15 protein-coding genes (1 of these 15 running past the window's edge) are annotated in these 18,348 nt (G+C 56.0%); 8 read left to right on the forward strand and 7 right to left on the reverse strand.

Translation table 11 applies throughout. From position 1 onward, the window contains the following. Positions 1 to 103: 103 nt before the first annotated feature. The 6 genes from rsmG to rpmH form a co-directional block, all read right to left on the reverse strand. Positions 104 to 856, reverse strand: coding sequence for a 16S rRNA (guanine(527)-N(7))-methyltransferase RsmG (gene rsmG / locus VE23_RS16685; RefSeq protein WP_049868609.1), 753 nt, complete (start codon positions 854 to 856; stop codon positions 104 to 106). After that, positions 856 to 2,745, reverse strand: a complete 1,890-nt coding sequence (gene mnmG, locus VE23_RS16690; protein ID WP_049868610.1) for a tRNA uridine-5-carboxymethylaminomethyl(34) synthesis enzyme MnmG — start codon at positions 2,743 to 2,745, stop codon at positions 856 to 858. The genes rsmG and mnmG overlap by 1 nt, the downstream gene beginning before the upstream one ends. A 180-nt stretch (positions 2,746 to 2,925) precedes the next feature. Beyond that, the gene (gene mnmE, locus VE23_RS16695) at positions 2,926 to 4,305 is read right to left on the reverse strand and encodes a tRNA uridine-5-carboxymethylaminomethyl(34) synthesis GTPase MnmE (protein WP_049868611.1); all 1,380 of its coding nucleotides are present in this window, start codon (positions 4,303 to 4,305) and stop codon (positions 2,926 to 2,928) included. Between the two features lie 132 nt (positions 4,306 to 4,437). Beyond that, a complete protein-coding gene (locus VE23_RS16700; RefSeq protein WP_049868612.1) occupies positions 4,438 to 5,277 on the reverse strand; it encodes a YidC/Oxa1 family membrane protein insertase in 840 nt (279 codons plus the stop codon). A 389-nt stretch (positions 5,278 to 5,666) separates the two neighbouring features. Then, positions 5,667 to 6,011: a ribonuclease P protein component gene (rnpA, locus tag VE23_RS16705; RefSeq protein ID WP_021880308.1), complete on the reverse strand. Its 345-nt coding sequence runs from the start codon at positions 6,009 to 6,011 to the stop codon at positions 5,667 to 5,669. Positions 6,012 to 6,260: 249 nt separating this feature from the next. Then, complete coding sequence (rpmH, locus tag VE23_RS16710; RefSeq protein ID WP_048744313.1) at positions 6,261 to 6,395, reverse strand: 50S ribosomal protein L34; 135 nt, start codon at positions 6,393 to 6,395, stop codon at positions 6,261 to 6,263. 714 nt (positions 6,396 to 7,109) lie between these two features. Here rpmH and dnaA point away from each other — a divergent pair. From dnaA to gyrB, 6 genes are all read left to right on the forward strand, one after another. Further along, entirely contained in the window at positions 7,110 to 8,462 is a 1,353-nt protein-coding gene (gene dnaA, locus VE23_RS16715; RefSeq protein ID WP_021880310.1) for a chromosomal replication initiator protein DnaA, read from the forward strand. Positions 8,463 to 8,678: 216 nt separating this feature from the next. Further along, positions 8,679 to 9,821, forward strand: a complete 1,143-nt coding sequence (dnaN, locus tag VE23_RS16720) for a DNA polymerase III subunit beta (protein WP_048744315.1) — start codon at positions 8,679 to 8,681, stop codon at positions 9,819 to 9,821. A gap of 109 nt (positions 9,822 to 9,930) precedes the next feature. Continuing rightward, the gene (gene yaaA / locus VE23_RS16725; RefSeq protein WP_048744316.1) at positions 9,931 to 10,146 is read left to right on the forward strand and encodes a S4 domain-containing protein YaaA; all 216 of its coding nucleotides are present in this window, start codon (positions 9,931 to 9,933) and stop codon (positions 10,144 to 10,146) included. A gap of 63 nt (positions 10,147 to 10,209) precedes the next feature. Further along, the gene (gene recF, locus VE23_RS16730; protein ID WP_049868613.1) at positions 10,210 to 11,319 is read left to right on the forward strand and encodes a DNA replication/repair protein RecF; all 1,110 of its coding nucleotides are present in this window, start codon (positions 10,210 to 10,212) and stop codon (positions 11,317 to 11,319) included. A gap of 247 nt (positions 11,320 to 11,566) precedes the next feature. Next, positions 11,567 to 11,815 carry an extracellular matrix regulator RemB gene (gene remB / locus VE23_RS16735; RefSeq protein ID WP_048747582.1) on the forward strand — a complete coding sequence of 83 codons (249 nt, stop codon included), beginning with the start codon at positions 11,567 to 11,569 and terminating at the stop codon, positions 11,813 to 11,815. Positions 11,816 to 11,903: 88 nt separating this feature from the next. Further along, positions 11,904 to 13,817, forward strand: a complete 1,914-nt coding sequence (gyrB, locus tag VE23_RS16740; protein WP_048747584.1) for a DNA topoisomerase (ATP-hydrolyzing) subunit B — start codon at positions 11,904 to 11,906, stop codon at positions 13,815 to 13,817. 66 nt (positions 13,818 to 13,883) lie between these two features. Here gyrB and VE23_RS16745 read toward each other — a convergent pair whose 3' ends face one another. Next, positions 13,884 to 14,639: a YheC/YheD family protein gene (locus tag VE23_RS16745; RefSeq protein WP_232316981.1), complete on the reverse strand. Its 756-nt coding sequence runs from the start codon at positions 14,637 to 14,639 to the stop codon at positions 13,884 to 13,886. A gap of 321 nt (positions 14,640 to 14,960) precedes the next feature. Between VE23_RS16745 and gyrA the strand changes: the two genes are divergently transcribed. Together gyrA and VE23_RS16755 are read left to right on the forward strand one after the other, a co-directional pair. After that, positions 14,961 to 17,459, forward strand: coding sequence for a DNA gyrase subunit A (gyrA, locus tag VE23_RS16750; RefSeq protein WP_048747588.1), 2,499 nt, complete (start codon positions 14,961 to 14,963; stop codon positions 17,457 to 17,459). A gap of 32 nt (positions 17,460 to 17,491) precedes the next feature. Next, positions 17,492 to 18,348, forward strand: partial view of an HD-GYP domain-containing protein gene (locus VE23_RS16755; RefSeq protein ID WP_049868615.1) — the 5' portion only. 196 nt of this gene lie beyond the right edge of the window; only the first 857 of its 1,053 coding nucleotides appear in the window; it begins with the start codon at positions 17,492 to 17,494; the stop codon falls past the right edge of the window.

Raw genomic sequence — 18,348 nt, forward strand, 5'->3', positions numbered from 1 at the left:
TGATTTTGGATTTCCAAGAAGTTTTCATGCCTTCCCATTCCCTCGTTCAGGTGAGGATGGCATCCGAAACCTCTTCTCGATCTCATTGTTCCACGTGAAACAATCAGCGAGGCTTCTTCACCAAGGAGATGCCACGCACCAGAGGCTGCTTCAAAGGAATTCCGGCTTTGCGCGGATATGCCGCCGGCGTCCGATCCGTCTTGCGGATAAATACAATGGCGCGCTCGGATTGCTCAAACGGCAGCTTCAACGTTTCGACCCGCTCTGCCTTGGCGCGGAGCTCTTTCAAGGCATACGCAGCCTCATCAAGCTCCTCTTGCGGATTGGCGCCTTTCATGGCTGCGAATACGCCGTCCTTTGCGGCGAACGGCAGACACAGCTCGCCTAGACCCGCTAGCCTCGCTACCGCTCTCGCCGTCACAACCTCATATTGATCCCGATGCGCGGGGATGCGGCCGACATCTTCGGCTCTGCCATGCACGCATTGCACGTTCTCCAATCCCAACGCGTCGCATACATGCTGCAGGAAGGAAATCCGCTTGTTCAAACTGTCGACAATCGTAATCTGAAGATGAGGAAAGGCGATTTTCAAGGGAATACTTGGAAAACCCGCCCCCGATCCTATATCGGCCAGATTCCTCGCCTTCGACAGATCCATATAGAAAGCAAGCGAGAGGGAGTCGTAGAAATGCTTTTCGAAAACCGCATCCCTCTCCGTGATTCCGGTCAGATTCATCCGCTCGTTCCATTCCACTAGCAGCTCGAAATAACGCTCGAACTGGCTCAGTTGGTGAGGCGCAAGCTCGATTCCTCGGGCGGCGAGAAGCTCGTGAAATGACTTCTGAACCGCATCCATCAGGATTTCCCCGCTGCCGTCACTCGATTATAGTGCTCCAGATGAACGAGCAGGATGGAAATATCCGCCGGGGTCACGCCGGAAATGCGGCTCGCTTGTCCGATGTTGAGCGGACGAATGGACGAGAGCTTCTGCTTCGCTTCCATGGCAAGTCCATGGACGATGCTGTAGTCGATTCCTTCCGGAATCTTCTTCTTCTCCATTTTTCCGAGGCGTTCGACCTGAAGCAGCTGTTTTTCGATATAACCGGCGTATTTGATCTGGATTTCGACCTGTTCCTTCATATCCGCTGTCAACTCGTATGGCGCCGCAGCCAGCGGTTCGAGGATGGCATAGGACAGTTCCGGACGCCTGAGCAGGGTGAGGGCATCGGTCGTCGCCTGCAGCGGAGCCGATCCGGCCTGCTCCAGCAGCTCTTGAGCTTCTTCGGGACGGATCTTCACTGTCTTCAAGCGGGCCAGCTCCTCCTCGACACGTCCTTTCTTCACCTGGAATTTGGCATGGCGCTCTTCCGAAATCAATCCGATTTCATAACCGGTCGGAGTCAGACGCAGGTCGGCATTGTCATGCCGAAGCAGCAGGCGGTACTCCGCGCGCGATGTAAGCAGGCGGTAAGGCTCGTTCGTTCCCTTCGTCACGAGATCGTCGATCAGAACGCCGATATAGCCTTGGGAACGGTCAATGACGACCGGATCCTTGCCCTGCACCTTGCGGGCCGCATTGATGCCGGCCATGATGCCTTGGCCCGCCGCTTCCTCGTAGCCCGATGTTCCGTTGATCTGGCCGGCAGTGAACAGGCCCGGCAGCACTTTCGTCTCCAGGGAAGGCCACAGCTGGGTCGGCACGACGGCATCGTATTCAATGGCATAGCCGGTCCGCATCATCTCGACGTTCTCCAGGCCGGGAATCGAGCGCAGGATGCTCAGCTGCACATCCTCCGGCATGCTCGTGGACAGCCCTTGAACGTAGTACTCCGATGTGTCCTTTCCTTCAGGCTCAAGGAAAATCTGATGCTTCGGCTTGTCCGCGAAGCGAACGATCTTATCCTCGATGGAAGGACAGTAGCGCGGTCCCGTGCCCTCGATGACTCCGGAGAACATTGGCGCTCTGTGCAGGTTGTCGTTGATGATCTTATGGGTATCCTCGGAGGTGTAAGTCAGCCAGCAAGGCAGCTGCTCGTTGTCCGCATATTCGGTTTCAAAGGAAAAGAACTGAGGGATATCATCCCCGGGCTGAATCTCCATCTTGGAAAAGTCGATGCTGTCCTTGTGGACGCGCGGGGGCGTACCCGTTTTGAAGCGAACGAGCTCGAAGCCGTTCTCCTTGAGCGATTGGGACAGCTTGATCGACGGCTGCTGGTTGTTCGGGCCGCTTTCATAGATCAGCTCGCCCATGATCACCTTGCCGCGCAAATATGTCCCGGTCGTAACAACGACCGACTTGGCGCGGTACTCGGCTCCGGTCTTCGTCACGACGCCGACGCAGGCTCCATCCTCGACGATCAGCTCCTCCGCCATCCCCTGGCGAAGCGTCAGATGCGGCGTTTCCTCGATCGTCTTCTTCATCATATGCTGGTACGAGAACTTGTCCGCCTGAGCGCGCAGCGCATGCACGGCCGGACCTTTCCCCGTGTTCAGCATCCTCATTTGAATATAGGTCTTGTCGATATTGCGGCCCATCTCGCCGCCGAGAGCATCGATTTCGCGCACGACATGACCTTTGGCCGGTCCGCCGATGGACGGGTTGCACGGCATGAATGCGACCATATCCAGATTGATCGTAAGCAGCAGCGTCTCGCAGCCCATTCTCGCCGCAGCCAGAGCCGCTTCGCAACCCGCATGTCCCGCTCCGATTACAAGAACATCATATTGTCCTGCAGGGTAAGTCATGATTTTTTCCTCCCGAGCCGGAAAGGCGTTATTTACCGCCTGCCTCTCCCTCTTTTATGAAAAGTGGTTTTCATTTACCAAGTTTCGACTTGCTTCCGCCGTATCCGACCTCTTCCGCCGCCATCTGCTGTCGCCTGCCGCATTCTCGAGTCGGTTATCCACATGTGGATTGCTCGCCGATCATTTCCCCAGACAAAACTGCGAGAAAATCTGATCGATCAACGACTCTCCCGCCGTATCTCCGATAATCTCGCCGAGCAGCTCCCAGGCGGAGCGCACATCCAGCTGGACCATATCGATCGGAATGCCGTCCTCGGTCGCCGCAACAGCTTCGCTAAGCGCTTGGCTGGCTTTGTTGAGCAGCGAGATATGCCGGACATTGCTCACATAAGTCAGGTCCGCGCTCTCAAGCTGCCCTTCAAAGAACAGCTCCCGGATCGCTTCTTCGAGCGCTTCCAGTCCTTCTTCCTGAAGCACCGACATCATGACGATCCGGCTCTCAGGCAGTGCAGCCGATACCTCATCCAGCTTCAGCTGCGCCGGCAGATCGCTTTTATTCACGATGACAACAACCTGGCGCCCGGTCAGCTTTGCGAGCAGCTCCCGTTCATCCTCATGAAGCGCCTCATTATGGTTCAATACAAGCAGCAGAAGATCGGCATCCGCAGCAGCAGAACGGGAACGCTCCACGCCGATCCGCTCGACGACATCGGTCGTCTCGCGAATGCCCGCCGTATCGAGCAGCCGCAAAGGAATACCGGATAATGTAATGTATTCCTCAATAACATCCCGCGTCGTGCCGGGTATATCCGTCACAATCGCCTTGCTTTCCTGGACAAGCGCGTTCAGAAGAGAAGACTTGCCCACATTGGGACGGCCGACGATGGCTGTCGTAATGCCTTCACGAAGAATCTTCCCTTCGGCAGCCGTCTTCAGCAGCCGGCGGATTTCTTCCATGGCGGAACCGCAGCTGTCCTTTATATAAGAAGAAGTCATTTCCGTTACGTCATGCTCCGGGTAATCAATGTTGACCTCGATATGAGCGAGGAGCTCGATCAACGTATGCCGAAGCGCCTTGATCTTCCGAGACAAAGTTCCTTCGGCCTGCTTAAGGGCAACGGAATAAGAACGATCGGACTTTGAGCGGATCAGGTCGATGACCGCCTCCGCTTGAGCCAAGTCGATCCGGCCGTTGAGGAATGCCCGCTTAGTGAATTCGCCGGGCTCCGCCACTCGGACTCCAGGCTGCTCCAGAACGAGCTCGAGAACTTTGCGTACCGCCACAAGCCCTCCATGCGCCCCAATCTCGACGACATCCTCGCCCGTGAAGGAACGGGGTCCCTTCATGACGGTCACCAGGACCTCCTCGATGATTTCGCCGCTCGCGGGAGCCGCGATATGGCCGTACGTCACCGTATGGGTCGGGGCGTCCGCAAGAGGAGTCCGCGACTTCAATATATTCGAAACGCTCTCTACCGCTGCAGGTCCGCTGACGCGGATGACGGCAATGCCGCCTTCTCCCAGCGCGGTCGAGATCGCGGCAATTGTATCCTGTATCATGCTTTTCGATTCCTTCCGAGAGCCCCCAGATCTGATTTTTGAGCAAGGGTGCCCGTAATTATGGCAAAAAAGCAATGACTATAGAAGCCATTGCTGCCTGAAAATGGATTTGTGGTATGCCTGAACCGCGTACTATTTGTTTTTTCCTTTGGCCGTTTTGACCGTTTTGGCCGATGGCGCGGCAGCGGTTGCGACTTCCGCCTTCTTGTCGGCATTGCGCACGTAAAGGAAGTAGTTCTGGATGATCGTGTAGATGTTCGTGTAGATCCAGTACAGCGGAAGCGCCGAAGGGAAGCTCCAAGCCATGACCAGAATGAGGATCGGGAAAATCATCATAATGGAATTCATCATCGCCATCTGCGGGTTGTTCGGCTGCGTTTTCTGCATCATTTTGGTCTGGACGTAAGTCGTCAGAGCCGCAATGAACGGCAGGATATGCAGATGGTCGGGCTCGCCGAGCTTGAGCCACAGGAATTCATGGACACGGATGTCGGCGTTATAGTAGATGGAGTTGTACAGAGCAATGAAAATAGGCATCTGGACGATCAGCGGCAAACAGCCCGCCATCGGATTGACCTTGTTTTCCTGGAAGAGCTTCATCGTCTCTTCTTGCTGCTTCTGCGGGTTGTCCTTGTGTTTCTTTTTGATGTTGGCAAGCTCAGGCTGCAGGGCCTGCATCGCCTTGGAGCTGCGGTACTGCTTAATGGTAAGCGGCAGGATCAGCGTACGGACGATGATAACCATCACGAGAATGGCGAGGCCGTATTGACCGTTGAACCAGGTCGCGAAATGGTCGAGCAAATACGAGAAATAGTAAACGACGTATCTTTCCCACCAGTTGCCCTTCAGCAAATCTTCGGTCGTGGTGGTGTGGCTGTTATTCGGCATGCATCCCGAGAGGACGGCCACCATCAGCACCAGGCTGAGCGTGACAAGCCACTTGCGTTTTGAAGCCAAACGGGAAAACAACATGTAAATCTCCTCTCTGAGAGCCTGTCGCAATTCAACCTAAACTATACCATATAATAGGGTCCAAGCAAAACGGCTTCATCATCAAATTATGGTGAAGATGTTTGCGCCGAGAAGAATGGATAAGCCCTGTGATAGCGGGCTTTCTATTCTGACAAGCAAAACGGCTTCATCATCAAATTATGGTGAAGACGTTTGCGCCGAGAAGAATGGATAAGCCCTGTGGTAGCGGGCTTTCTATTCTGACAAGCAAAACGGCTTCATCATCAAATTATGGTGAAGACGCTTGCGCCGAGAAGAATGGATAAGCCCCGTGGTAGCGCACGTTCTTCTTCACCCATTTGTAATTTAGAAACGGCTGCTTGTCCGGCGCTTGCCGAGCAGCCTCGCCGTCAGCGAGGCTTCAACAGACCCGCCTTGCGCAAAACATGCAGCACGCTGCGCTCCAGCTCCTTCGACGACTTGCCGACGGCTCCCGCCCGGACGATCAGAATCAGATCGGTCTTCTCTTTGATCTCATCCGCATGAGCGCGGACAATTTCTTTCAGCAACCGTCTCATGCGGTTGCGCACGACGGCATTGCCGATCTTTTTGCTGGCGGAGATGCCGAGACGGAACGGTTCCGCCTTCGGCTGCCTGGACCAGTATACGACCAGCTGCCCATTGGCGAACGATTTGCCTCCCCGATAGGTGCGGGAGAAATCCTCGCGTTTTCTGAGCCGTAGTTTTCTCTGCATTTCTCACCGACTCCGTGCGTTGTTAGTTTCAGTATATCCAACTTAGGGCGTGCGCAGGCATGCCGGACGCACCCTCCGCAAGAAGAACAGCATGACAATCTATCCGCCGGATCCGCCCCGCTTCAAGCTGCGGATATCCGGGCAGAAAAAAAGACCACTTGCGTGGTCTCCTCTCTCCAGCCATTGCCCCAGAAGGCGGTCGGCGTGGCAGGCGAAAATCCCCGGAAAGAAGGGGAATGCCCTTTTGTATTATGCGCTCAGAACGCTGCGGCCCTTCTTGCGACGGGCTGCCAGCACTTTGCGGCCGTTTTTCGAGCTCATGCGCTTGCGGAATCCGTGTACCTTTTTGCGCTTGCTTACGTTCGGTCTGAAAGTCGGTCTCATAATCTATTGCACCTCCCCGATCGGTATATCTTCGTCCTCACTCGGGCATCTGCCGCAGCGGACCGAGGCAGAACCCGGGGACGACTGTCTATCCGAAGTTGCCCTTACGTCATCCCGAGTTAAAAACGCCTTTTTCCATTTAACCATGCAGACATGCGAAAGTCAACCTGAACATGATCCTCCTACCTCGGAGGCCTGTGCATAACTATCTTCAGATCGCTTCATCTATATAGCGTTTCGATTTTTGCATCATGATTCGACGCTTTTCGTTTTTTTCGGCTATGGAAAAGCCCTCCGGCCATTATCGGTTGTGGATAACGAAGAATGTCGCAGCTGTCGGCGAAATTTAGTAACATGTGCATAATTAACAGGACTGTTGACGGATGCTGTCGAATTTGCGCACAGACTGTTAACAATATCTAGTGCTGTAGATAACCTTTATACACAAGGACTTGGGATTGTGGATAATATTCTCCAACTCGTTGAAATAGCGCCTTTCTTTTGCTATGATAGATTTGTTTTTGTTGTGGACGGATGCAGTGCCGGCAGTAACTTATCAACAACCTGTGGATAACATTGTGAACAACATTATCCCCTTATGCATAACCTTCATCAACAAGTCCTTCCATCTGTGGATGAGGACTCGCCCCGATAGATCCATTTTATTGACCTTTATCGAATCAATCGTTACGACAGGGATAGGAGTGACCGTCTGTGGACAGCCATACTGTGGATCTGTGGCAGCAAGTGCTGTCAGTCATCCAAACCAAATTGAGCAAACCGAGCTTCGACACCTGGTTCAAGGCGACGAAAGCCAATTTCTCGGATGACGGACTCCTCATCGTGACGGCGCCGACGACGTTTGCGGTCGAATGGCTGGAGAGCCGCTACACGAAGCTGGTCAGATCCACTGTATCGGATTACATCGGACGCTCTGTTGACGTCCGTTTTGTCATTGAGGAAAACCGGCCGCCCGAACCGGCTGCGCCGGCCATCCCCGCGGCCAAAGCGGCTCCATCATCATCCGAAGAGCCCTTTTCCAACATGCTCAATCCGAAATACACGTTCGACACCTTCGTCATCGGCGCCAACAACCGCTTCGCCCATGCCGCATCTCTCGCGGTCGCCGAAGCGCCGGCCAAAGCCTACAATCCGCTATTCCTCTACGGAGGCGTCGGCCTGGGGAAAACCCACTTGATGCACGCAATCGGCCATTACATCATGGAGCACAACCCGAGCACCAAGGTGATGTACATTTCTTCCGAGAAATTCACCAATGAATTCATCAATGCGATCCGGGACAACCGGGGCGAGAGCTTCCGCAACAAATACCGGAATATCGACGTTCTCTTGATTGACGATATCCAGTTCCTGGCCGGCAAGGACGGGACCCAGGAGGAATTTTTCCATACGTTCAACGCCCTGCACGAGGAGCGCAAGCAGATCGTCATCTCCAGCGACCGGACACCGAAGGAAATCCCGACCTTGGAAGAGCGGCTTCGTTCCCGCTTCGAATGGGGGCTCATCACGGATATCCAGCCGCCGGATCTCGAGACGAGGATCGCCATTCTTCGCAAGAAGGCCAAAGCCGAGAATCTGGACATTCCAAATGAAGCCATGATCTACATCGCCAACCAGATCGATACGAACATCCGCGAGCTGGAAGGCGCTCTCATCCGCGTCGTCGCCTATTCTTCCCTCATCAACGAGGATATTTCCTCGCATCTGGCTGCGGAGGCGCTCAAGGACATCATTCCGTCCACGCGGCCGAAAATGATCACCATTCTGGACATCCAGCAGCGCGTAGGAGAGTTTTACGGCCTCAAAATGGATGAATTCAAGGCGCGCAAGCGTACCAAGGCGGTTGCTTATCCAAGGCAGATCGCCATGTATCTGTCCCGTGAGCTGACGGACTACTCGCTGCCCAAGATCGGCGAAGCTTTCGGCGGCCGGGACCATACAACCGTCATCCATGCCCATGAGAAAATCTCCAAGCAGCTCAAGATCGACCAGGAGCTGTTCAAGGTCATTCAGAATTTGACGGAAAAAGTCAAAAACCACATGTAGGCGCCTCTCGATCGGGGATCGCCGTCCGTGGATAAGTCCTATACGAATAGCCAAGCCTATGCACACTCTGTACACATGTGGATAGGCTTCTGCCATCGGCGAAAAAAGGGCTTATCCACATATCCACCGCCCCTACGACTACTACTGCTGTTATTCTTTTAAAAAACATCATCTAAAAAAGACGAATCACGTCGAATGCCGCCCAAGGAGGAACGCATGAAACTCACCATCTCCAAAAACGAACTCAACGACGCTATCCAACAAGTGGCCAAAGCTGCATCGGTACGTCCTGCCATTCCAATACTTGGTGGAATCAAGATCGACGTCACCCACCAAGGAGTCACGCTGACGGCTAGCGACACCGATATCTCCATTCAGAGCTTCATTCCGGCCGAAACGGACGAGCTTGTCGTCGCCAAGGTGGACAAGCCGGGCAGCGTCGTGATGCCGGCCAAGTTTTTTGTGGAGATCATCCGCAAGCTTCCTGCAGAAGAAGTGCAGATCGAGGTGGGCGAGCATTACCAGACGCTGATTCGTTCCGGTTCAACGGATATCCAGATGGTCGGACTTGATCCCGAGGAATTCCCCGTCCTGCCTTCCGTCGAAGAGGACGAAGTGCTCCAGCTGCCGGGCGATCTTCTCAAAGCGATGGTCAGACAGACCGTATTCTGCGCTTCGACCAGCGAACAGACCCCCGTTCTGACCGGAGTGCTCTGGAACCTGATCGAAGGCCAGCTGAAGTTCGTGGCCACCGACCGCCATCGTCTAGCCAGCCGCTTGGCTCAAGTCGAAACTCCGGACAGCTACAAGCTGACCAATATCGTCATCGCCGCGAAGACGATGGTCGAGCTGTCCAAGCTCGTGCCGGACGGATCCGGCCTCGTGGATATCGTCGTCGCCAGCAACCAGGTGCTTTTCCGCTTGGGGCACACCCTCTTTTACAGCCGCATGCTGGACGGAACCTATCCCGATACTTCCAAGATTATTCCGCAATCGTTCAAAACAGAACTCGTCCTCGAAACGCGCAAGCTGATCGACGCGATGGAACGCGCCTACTTGATGTCGAGAGAAGAAAAAACCAATATCGTCCGTCTCGTAACCCTCGACAACGGCAACATCGAAATATCGTCCAGCTCGCAGGAGCTCGGACGCGTAACCGAGCAGCTTGAAGTCATCCGCCAGAACGGCGAGCCGCTCCGCATCGCCTTCAACTCCAAATACATGCTGGATACGCTGAAAGTCATCGACAGCGAGCAGCTCATCATCAGCTTCACCGGCGCCATGAGCCCGATCATCATCCGCCCTGCGGATCATGACAACAGCCAGTACATCATTCTGCCTTACCGCACGACGAACTGACGGGCAGCCGGTGCGGCCAGCAGGCGGACGATCCCGCGCATTCGCGCACGGACCGTCCGCTTCTTTTGTTCCAACCCCTTTTTTCAACATCCCAAGGAGGGCTAACGCCATGAAAACCATCACGATCAAGACCGAATACATCGCTCTCGGCCAATTCCTCAAACTGGCCGACTGCATCGATTCCGGAGGACAGGCCAAGTTCTTCCTCCAGGAATACGCCGTTCTCATCAACGAAGAGCCGGACAATCGGCGAGGACGCAAGCTGTATGACGGGGACAAAGTCGAAGTAGAGGGGTTCGGATCCTTTCAGGTTCAGAGATCATGAACCCGTCTCGCCGAGTAATGTCCGCCCCACGCGGACAAGGCTTCAGCCAGGGGGATTGAACAGGTGTTCCTACACGAAATCAAGTTGAAAAACTACCGGAATTACGAGGAGCTTGAGCTCGGCACCAGCCATAAGGTCAACCTGTTCATCGGGCCGAACGCGCAGGGCAAAACCAATCTGCTGGAGTCCATCTTCGCCTTGGCTCTCACCAAGTCGCATCGGACCTCCAAAGATCGCGAGCTGATCGGCTGGAATGGCAAGGAAGCATCCGTTCATGGAGAAGTGGAGAAGAAATACGGGAACGTGTCGCTGGATCTGGTCTATTCCGCCCAAGGCAAGAAAGCGAAGATCAACGGGCTGGAGCAGCGCAAGCTGAGCGGCTTCGTCGGCACGCTCAACGTGGTCATGTTCGCTCCGGAGGATCTGGAGATCGTCAAAGGGACGCCGGGGATTCGCCGCCGCTTTCTCGATATGGAGATCGGCCAGGTGCAGCCGGGGTACTTGCATACGCTCCAGCAATACTCCAAGGTGCTGCTGCAGCGCAACAACTACCTCAAGTCAACGGGGCCGGGCTCCGTCCAGCCTGCGATGATGGAAGTATGGAACATGCAGCTGGCGGAGCATGGTGTTAAAATCATGAGAAAAAGGCAACAATTCATAGAGAAGCTCCGGACCTGGGCGGCAGCGATCCATTCCGGCATCACCGCAGGCGGCGAAGAGCTTGCCGTCAGCTACCGCCCTTCCTTCGAAATGGAGGGAGAGCAAGATGAATCTGTTTTATTCGATCAATTTATGTTAAAGTTATCACAGGTAAAAGATCAGGAATATCGCCGCGGAGTGACGCTGGCAGGCCCTCACCGGGACGACCTGGCGTTCCATATTAACGGCAAGGAAGCCCAGGTTTTCGGCTCACAGGGACAGCAAAGGACGACGGCGCTGTCCCTGAAGCTGGCCGAGATCGAGCTGATCCGGGAAGAGATCGGGGAGTACCCGCTTCTTCTTCTCGACGACGTGCTGTCCGAGCTGGACCAGCACAGGCAGACGCAGCTCATCGAGACCTTCCAAGGAAAAGTGCAGACATTCATAACCGCAACGGGGCTGGAGAGCGTGAACACGAGCCGCTTGTCGGATGCGGGAGTTTACCGGGTTGAGGGCGGCAAGGTAACGTTATGACCGCCCCAGCCCTTTCTTGAGAAGAAGGGTTGTCATGGCATACCTTCTTCTCTTCTCTACGTTAACGGGCACCCGAGCATAGACATAAGGCGGAGCAGCCGTTTCGGTTTTCAGAGAGGCTGTCCCGGCGCATCCTTCCGTCTCTTCTTTTGCGCCGGCGCCTGTCCGCCATCAGGGCGGGAACTTGTCTTGCCCGGGCGATTCTATTCCTGCAAGGATTTATCATAGAGGGGAGCGGAAGGCACGCATGTATATCCATCTCGGCGGAGAAAAAATCATTCGGGCATCGGAGCTGGTCGCCATCTTCGATATATCCATCGAGCAGTCCTCCAAGCTCTCCAAGCAGTTCGTGGCCGATGCCAAAAAACGCAAGGACGTGGAGACGATCGGCGAAGAGGAGCCCAAATCCATCGTCGTCACCCAGAACCGCGTCTACTACTCCCCTATCTCATCTTCCACGCTGAAGAAGCGCGGACATCATTTCGCGGCTTATTGACCGCTGCGTGAAAGCCGAAATCAAGTTAGGGCCGCTGCATCCGCTGGCGGCTGGTTAGTGCAGTTCGAGAGGAGCAGTGAAGACAAGCATGTCTACGAACCCACAGCATACGTACGACGAGAGCCAGATACAGGTGCTTGAAGGACTGGAAGCGGTCCGCAAGCGTCCCGGTATGTATATCGGCTCCACCAGCAGCAAAGGACTTCACCATCTCGTCTGGGAAGTCGTCGACAACAGCATTGACGAAGCGCTCGCCGGGTATTGCAACCGGATTACGATAACGATTCACGAGAACAACAGCATTACCGTAACGGACAACGGAAGGGGAATTCCGGTCGGAGAGCATCCGAAGATGAAGCGCCCTACGCTGGAAGTCGTCATGACTGTCCTGCATGCCGGCGGCAAATTCGGAGGCGAAGGCTACAAAGTATCCGGAGGCTTGCACGGTGTCGGCATTTCCGTCGTAAACGCCCTTTCGGAGCTGGTCGTCGTGCAGGTCAGCCGCGACGGCAAGGTCTATGAGCAGGAATACCGCCGCGGCGCTCCTCAGTACGATGTGAAGATCGTCGGGGAAAGCACCTCGACGGGAACCAGGACGCTGTTCAAGCCGGATCCTGAAGTGTTCACCGAGACGACCGTGTTCGAATACGATACGCTCCAATCGCGCGTCCGCGAGCTGGCGTTCCTGAACAAAGGGATCGAGCTTGTCCTTGCCGACGAGCGCACCGGAGTCAGCAACAGCTTCAAGTATGACGGCGGCATCATCGAGTTCGTCGAGTACCTCAACCGCAACCGCGAAGCCGTCAACGAGAGGCCGATCTATGTCGAAGGCTCCAAGGACGGCATTCAGGTGGAGGTGTCGCTGCAGTACAACGACAGCTACAGCGAGAACATCTACTCCTTCGCGAACAATATCAACACGCATGAAGGCGGCACCCACGAGTCCGGCTTCAAGAGCGCCCTGACCCGGATCATCAACGATTACGCCCGCAAGAGCGGTGCGATCAAGGAGAACAACTCCAACCTGTCCGGCGAGGACGTGCGCGAGGGTCTGACCGCGATCATCAGCGTCAAGATTCCCGAGCCGCAGTTCGAAGGACAGACCAAGACCAAGCTCGGCAACAGCGAGGTGCGCGGCATCGTAGAGTCGTTCTTCGCCGAGAAGCTGCAGGAGTTTCTGGAAGAGAACCCGTCGGTCGCCCGCAAAATCGTGGACAAGGGACTGCAGGCTTCGCGAGCACGCGAAGCGGCCAAGAAGGCCCGCGAGCTGACGCGCCGCAAGAGCGCCCTCGAAGTGAGCTCGCTGCCGGGCAAGCTGGCCGACTGCTCCTCCAAGGATGCCAGCATCAGCGAGCTGTACATCGTCGAAGGAGATTCCGCCGGCGGCTCGGCCAAGCAGGGCCGCGACCGGCATTTCCAGGCAATCCTGCCGCTGCGCGGCAAGATCCTCAACGTCGAGAAGGCGCGTCTGGACCGGATCCTCTCCAATGCGGAGATCCGCGCCATCATTACGGCTCTCGGCACCGGAATCGGGGATGATTTCGACCTCGCCAAAGCCCGGTACCACAAGATCATCATCATGACGGATGCCGACGTCGACGGCGCCCACATCCGGACCCTGCTGCTGACGTTCCTTTACCGCTACATGCGCCGGATTCTGGAAGCGGGCTACGTATACATCGCCCAGCCTCCTCTGTTCAAGATCGAGCGCAACAAGGTCGTTCGTTATGCGCAGTCCGAACGGGAGCGCGACGAGATCATGGCCGAGTTCGGCGAAGGAGCCAAGATCAACGTCCAGCGCTACAAAGGCCTCGGCGAGATGAACGCTTCGCAGCTGTGGGAGACGACGATGGATCCCGAGAGCCGTACAATGCTTCAGGTTCAGATCGAGGATGCGATCAAGGCGGACATCATGTTCGACACGCTGATGGGCGACAACGTTGAGCCTCGCCGCGAGTTCATCCAGCAATACGCCAAGGACGTCAAAAACCTGGATATCTGATTTCACGCCAATGATCCCGGCGCCTACTCGGCCCGGGATTTTTTTCATCGGCTTTGCGCGAAGGAATCAGCGGCTTGTGCGCTTGGGAGCATAGGCGGCGGCGTAACGTCTCATCCGGCGGAAGATGCTCTGATCCTTGAGCTTGCGGAATATATACGGATCCGGCATCGTATTGACCTCCAGAATCCACGGCTTCATGCTGGTGCTGACCGCAACGTCCAGTCCGATTTCCTTGAGGCCGGCATAGCGGGTAGCTAGCTGCTCCGCCGTCTGGACGCCGATATGGCGCAAGTTCTCCTTGAACGCCTTTTGCGCGGCATTGTCCATATGTCCGCTCATCAGCGTTTCGAATGGGGTGATCGTGCCTCCGCTGTGGTAGTTGGTGACGATTTTGGACGGATGTCCGAGCCGGCCGATGATGCCGGTCGTCTCCCATTTCCCGCTCGGGTTTTTCTGCACCATGACCCGCAGGTCGAAGCGCCGGCGCTTATGCTTCAGGAGATCGATTCCTTGCTGGGCTACGTATCTCCTTTTGGGACGGGATTTCTCAAGCCCGGCGAACAGTCCGTCAAAGCTGGCGTAAGACCGGATCCTCGTCCCGTTTTGGAATCTGTAGCCTCCGTCGAGCTTCTGGACCTTGATGACGCCGTTGCCGAACGTGCCTGCGTCGGGCTTGACGTACAGCATCCGGTACTGCTCCAGCATGGCCTGCAGCGTGTCCCGGGAATAGGTCCTTGTGTCTGGAATGTAGGGTTTAAGCGAATCCGACTGGAGCAGCACCCCCGTTTTCGCTTGCTTGCTCATAACCCTTTGGATGGCCAACCGATCTCATCCTTCCTCATCTGTCGAAAGAGCGATAAATCGCGTGCAATTCCCGCAGCCCTTCCAGACTTCAGTCCAATTTCCGATATCTTAAGCGACTAAACAATGATATAATAGAGTGTACTGACCATTCGTGCTGAATCCCTTTATTTTATGGATTCCCGCTATGAATGGAGCACGGCATCCACCTATTTTTTGCGATCCGCGATGTTTAATTGTGCCCGCTTTGTGCAAGACAGATAAGATAGGGCGGGCAGACGCCGCGCAAGTCGCCACCATCAGGTTGAGCCGTTTGGAGGCCTGACCGCACAGGAGGTAAGTATGGCGGAAGAACAACGTTCTCAAATCAAAGACCGGGATATCGGCACGGAAATGCGCGAGTCGTTCATGGATTATGCCATGAGCATCATCGTCAGCCGCGCGCTGCCGGATGTGCGCGACGGACTCAAGCCCGTCCATCGCCGCATCCTGTTCGCTATGTCCGAGCTTGGCATGGCCCCGGACAAGCCTTATAAAAAATCAGCCCGGATCGTGGGCGAGGTCATCGGCAAGTATCACCCGCACGGCGACAGCGCCGTGTATGAATCGATGGTCCGGATGGCGCAGGATTTCTCCATGCGCTACATGCTCGTCGACGGACACGGCAACTTCGGCTCCATCGACGGAGACATGGCGGCTGCCATGCGTTACACCGAGGCCCGTCTGTCCAAGATCGCGATGGAGCTGCTCCGCGACCTGAACAAGGATACGGTCGACTACAATCCCAATTATGACGGCGAGGAAAGGGAGCCTGCCGTATTGCCGGCGCGCTTCCCGAACCTGCTCGTCAACGGCGTCTCCGGCATCGCTGTCGGCATGGCGACCAATATTCCGCCGCATAACCTGCGGGAAGTGATCGACGGCGTTCAGGCGCTGATCCGCAATCCGGACATTACGTCTGTGGAGCTGATGGATTACGTCAAAGGTCCGGATTTCCCGACTGCGGGCTTCGTCATGGGCCATTCCGGCATCCGCCAGGCCTATACGACCGGCCGCGGCTCCGTAACGATGCGCGCCCGGGCCGAAATCGAAGAGAATGGCGGCAAAGCCCGGATCGTCGTGCATGAACTGCCTTATCAGGTGAACAAAGCCCGGCTTGTCGAGAAGATCGCCGAGCTCGTCCGCGAGAAGAAGATCGAGGGCATTACCGACCTGCGTGACGAGTCCGACCGCAACGGTATGCGCGTCGTCATCGAGCTGCGGCGCGACGTCAACCCGAGCGTAACCCTGAACAACCTGTACAAGCATACCCAGATGCAATCGACGTTCGGCATCAATATGCTGGCGCTGGTCAACGGCGAGCCGCGCACCCTTACGCTGCGCGACATGCTGTACCACTATCTGCAGCATCAGATGGTGGTCATCCGCCGCCGTACCGAATTCGACCTTAAAAAAGCGGAAGCGAGAGCGCACATCCTCGAAGGCTTGCGCATCGCGCTTGATCATATCGACGAGATTATCACGCTGATCCGTTCCTCGCGCACGACCGACGAAGCGCGTGAAGGCTTGATCAACCGCTTCTCGCTCAGTCTGGAGCAGGCGCAGGCGATTCTCGACATGAGGCTGCAGCGCCTGACCGGTCTGGAGCGGGAGAAGATCGAAGCCGAATACAACGAGCTGCTTGCCCGCATCGCCGAGTACAAGGCCATTCTGGCCGACGAGCAGCTGGTGCTCGAGATCATCAGCAAGGAGCTTGCCGAGATCAACGACCGCTTCGGCGACGAGCGCCGCACGGAAGTGACGATCGGCGAGGACGAGATTCTTGACGAGGACCTGATTCCGCGCGAGGATGTCGTCATCACGATCACCCACTCGGGCTACGTGAAGCGGCTGCCGGTATCGACTTACCGAAGCCAGCGACGCGGCGGCAAGGGCGTCATCGGCATGGACACCAAGTCCGATGACTTTGTGGAGCATTTGTTCGTCTCGAACACGCATCACTACCTGCTCTTCTTTACCGACAAAGGCAAGGTATACCGGCTCAAAGCCTACGAGATTCCTGATCTCAGCCGTACGGCGCGCGGAACGCCGATCATCAACCTGCTGCAGATCGAGCAGGGCGAGACGGTCAATGCCGTCATTCCGGTCGAAGCTTTCGATCCCGATTGCTACCTGTTCTTCGGTACGCGCCAGGGCATCGTCAAGAAGACGCCTCTCGACGATTACTCCAATATCCGCCGCGTCGGCTTGATCGCCATCAATCTGCGCGAGGACGACGATCTGATCAGCGTAAAGCTGACGGACGGCAAGCAGGAGATCATCATCGGTACGGCGGACGGCATGTCCATCCGGTTCCCGGAAAGCGATGTGCGCTCCATGGGCCGCTCGGCCACAGGAGTCAAGGGCATCGCTCTCGATGACGACGACCGGGTGATCGACATCGACGTCGTGGATCCGGAGCAGGAAGTTCTGATCGTTACGGCCAAAGGATACGGCAAGCGGACTCCGGTAAGCGAATACCGGACGCAATCGCGCGGCGGCAAAGGCATCAAGACTTTGAACGTAACGGAGAAGAACGGTCCGATCGCCGGCCTCAAAATGGTGGAAGACGGCGAGGATCTGATGATCATGACCGCATCGGGAACGATGATCCGCATGAATATGGATACGATCTCTTCCATGGGCCGCAACACGCAAGGCGTGCGGTTGATCAACATCCGCGACGAGGACTCGGTTGCTACGGTGACGCGGGTTGCCAGAAGCGAAGAGATTCAGGAAGAAGATGAAGATACGGGCAATGTGCCGGCAGGAGACGAAGAGGCCGGTACGGATAGCGAATAGCATTTGAACGCGTCATAAGGGGAGGAACCGTCTTGATTACGGTCGATTGCGCGCAGTTGAAGCTCGGTGATGTCATTTCTCAGGATGTGCTGACTCCCTTGGGGGGCGTTCTGTTCCACAAGGGCCGTGTCGTCACGATGCGAGAAATGGATATTCTGACGGCATTCATGGTGCAGCAGGTTGCCATTGAACGCGGCGGGGCCGAGGCTCCTCCTGCAGCCAAATCGGAGAGCAAGCCTCTTCCGCATAGCGGCCTCACTCTCGAATACGATTCGATGGTCGCTCTGTTGAAGAAAGCCTATGGACAAGTGGCGGGAGGGGCTGCCCTGCCCATTCTGGAGCTGCGGACCGGTCTGGAGAAGCTGCTCTCCCATTCCAGGGACTATCAGGTTCTAAGTTTCTCCCCAAGGCATGTCAATCAGGAGGAGTTCTACTACCACAGCAGCGTACTCTCCGCCCTGACCTGCTATCAGCTCGCGCAGTGGGCGGGACTCCCATCCAAGGATTGGATGCAGGTCGCGATGGGCGGCCTGCTGCATGATATCGGCAACGTGAAGGTGGATCGGACCATACTGGCCAAGCCGGGAATCCTCACTTCAGCGGAGCAGGAAGAAATGAAGAGGCATACCCTTAGCGGCTACTCGCTGCTGAAAGGCGTGGCCGCCCTCAATGAGGGTGCGAAGCTCTCCGCCCTTCAACATCATGAGCGGATCGACGGCAGCGGTTATCCGCTGAGCCTGTCTGCGGAGAACATTCATCCCTACGCCAAGATGGTTGCCATTGCAGATATCTTCCATGCCATGACGCTGAACAAGATCTATCGCCGAGCCTCGTCGCCCTACCTCGTCCTGGAGCAGATTCAGCAGGATGCCTTCGGCAAGCTGGATCC

This window comes from Paenibacillus sp. D9 (genome assembly GCF_001188365.1).
GTDB classification, from domain to species: Bacteria; Bacillota; Bacilli; order Paenibacillales; family Paenibacillaceae; genus Paenibacillus_O; species Paenibacillus_O humicus.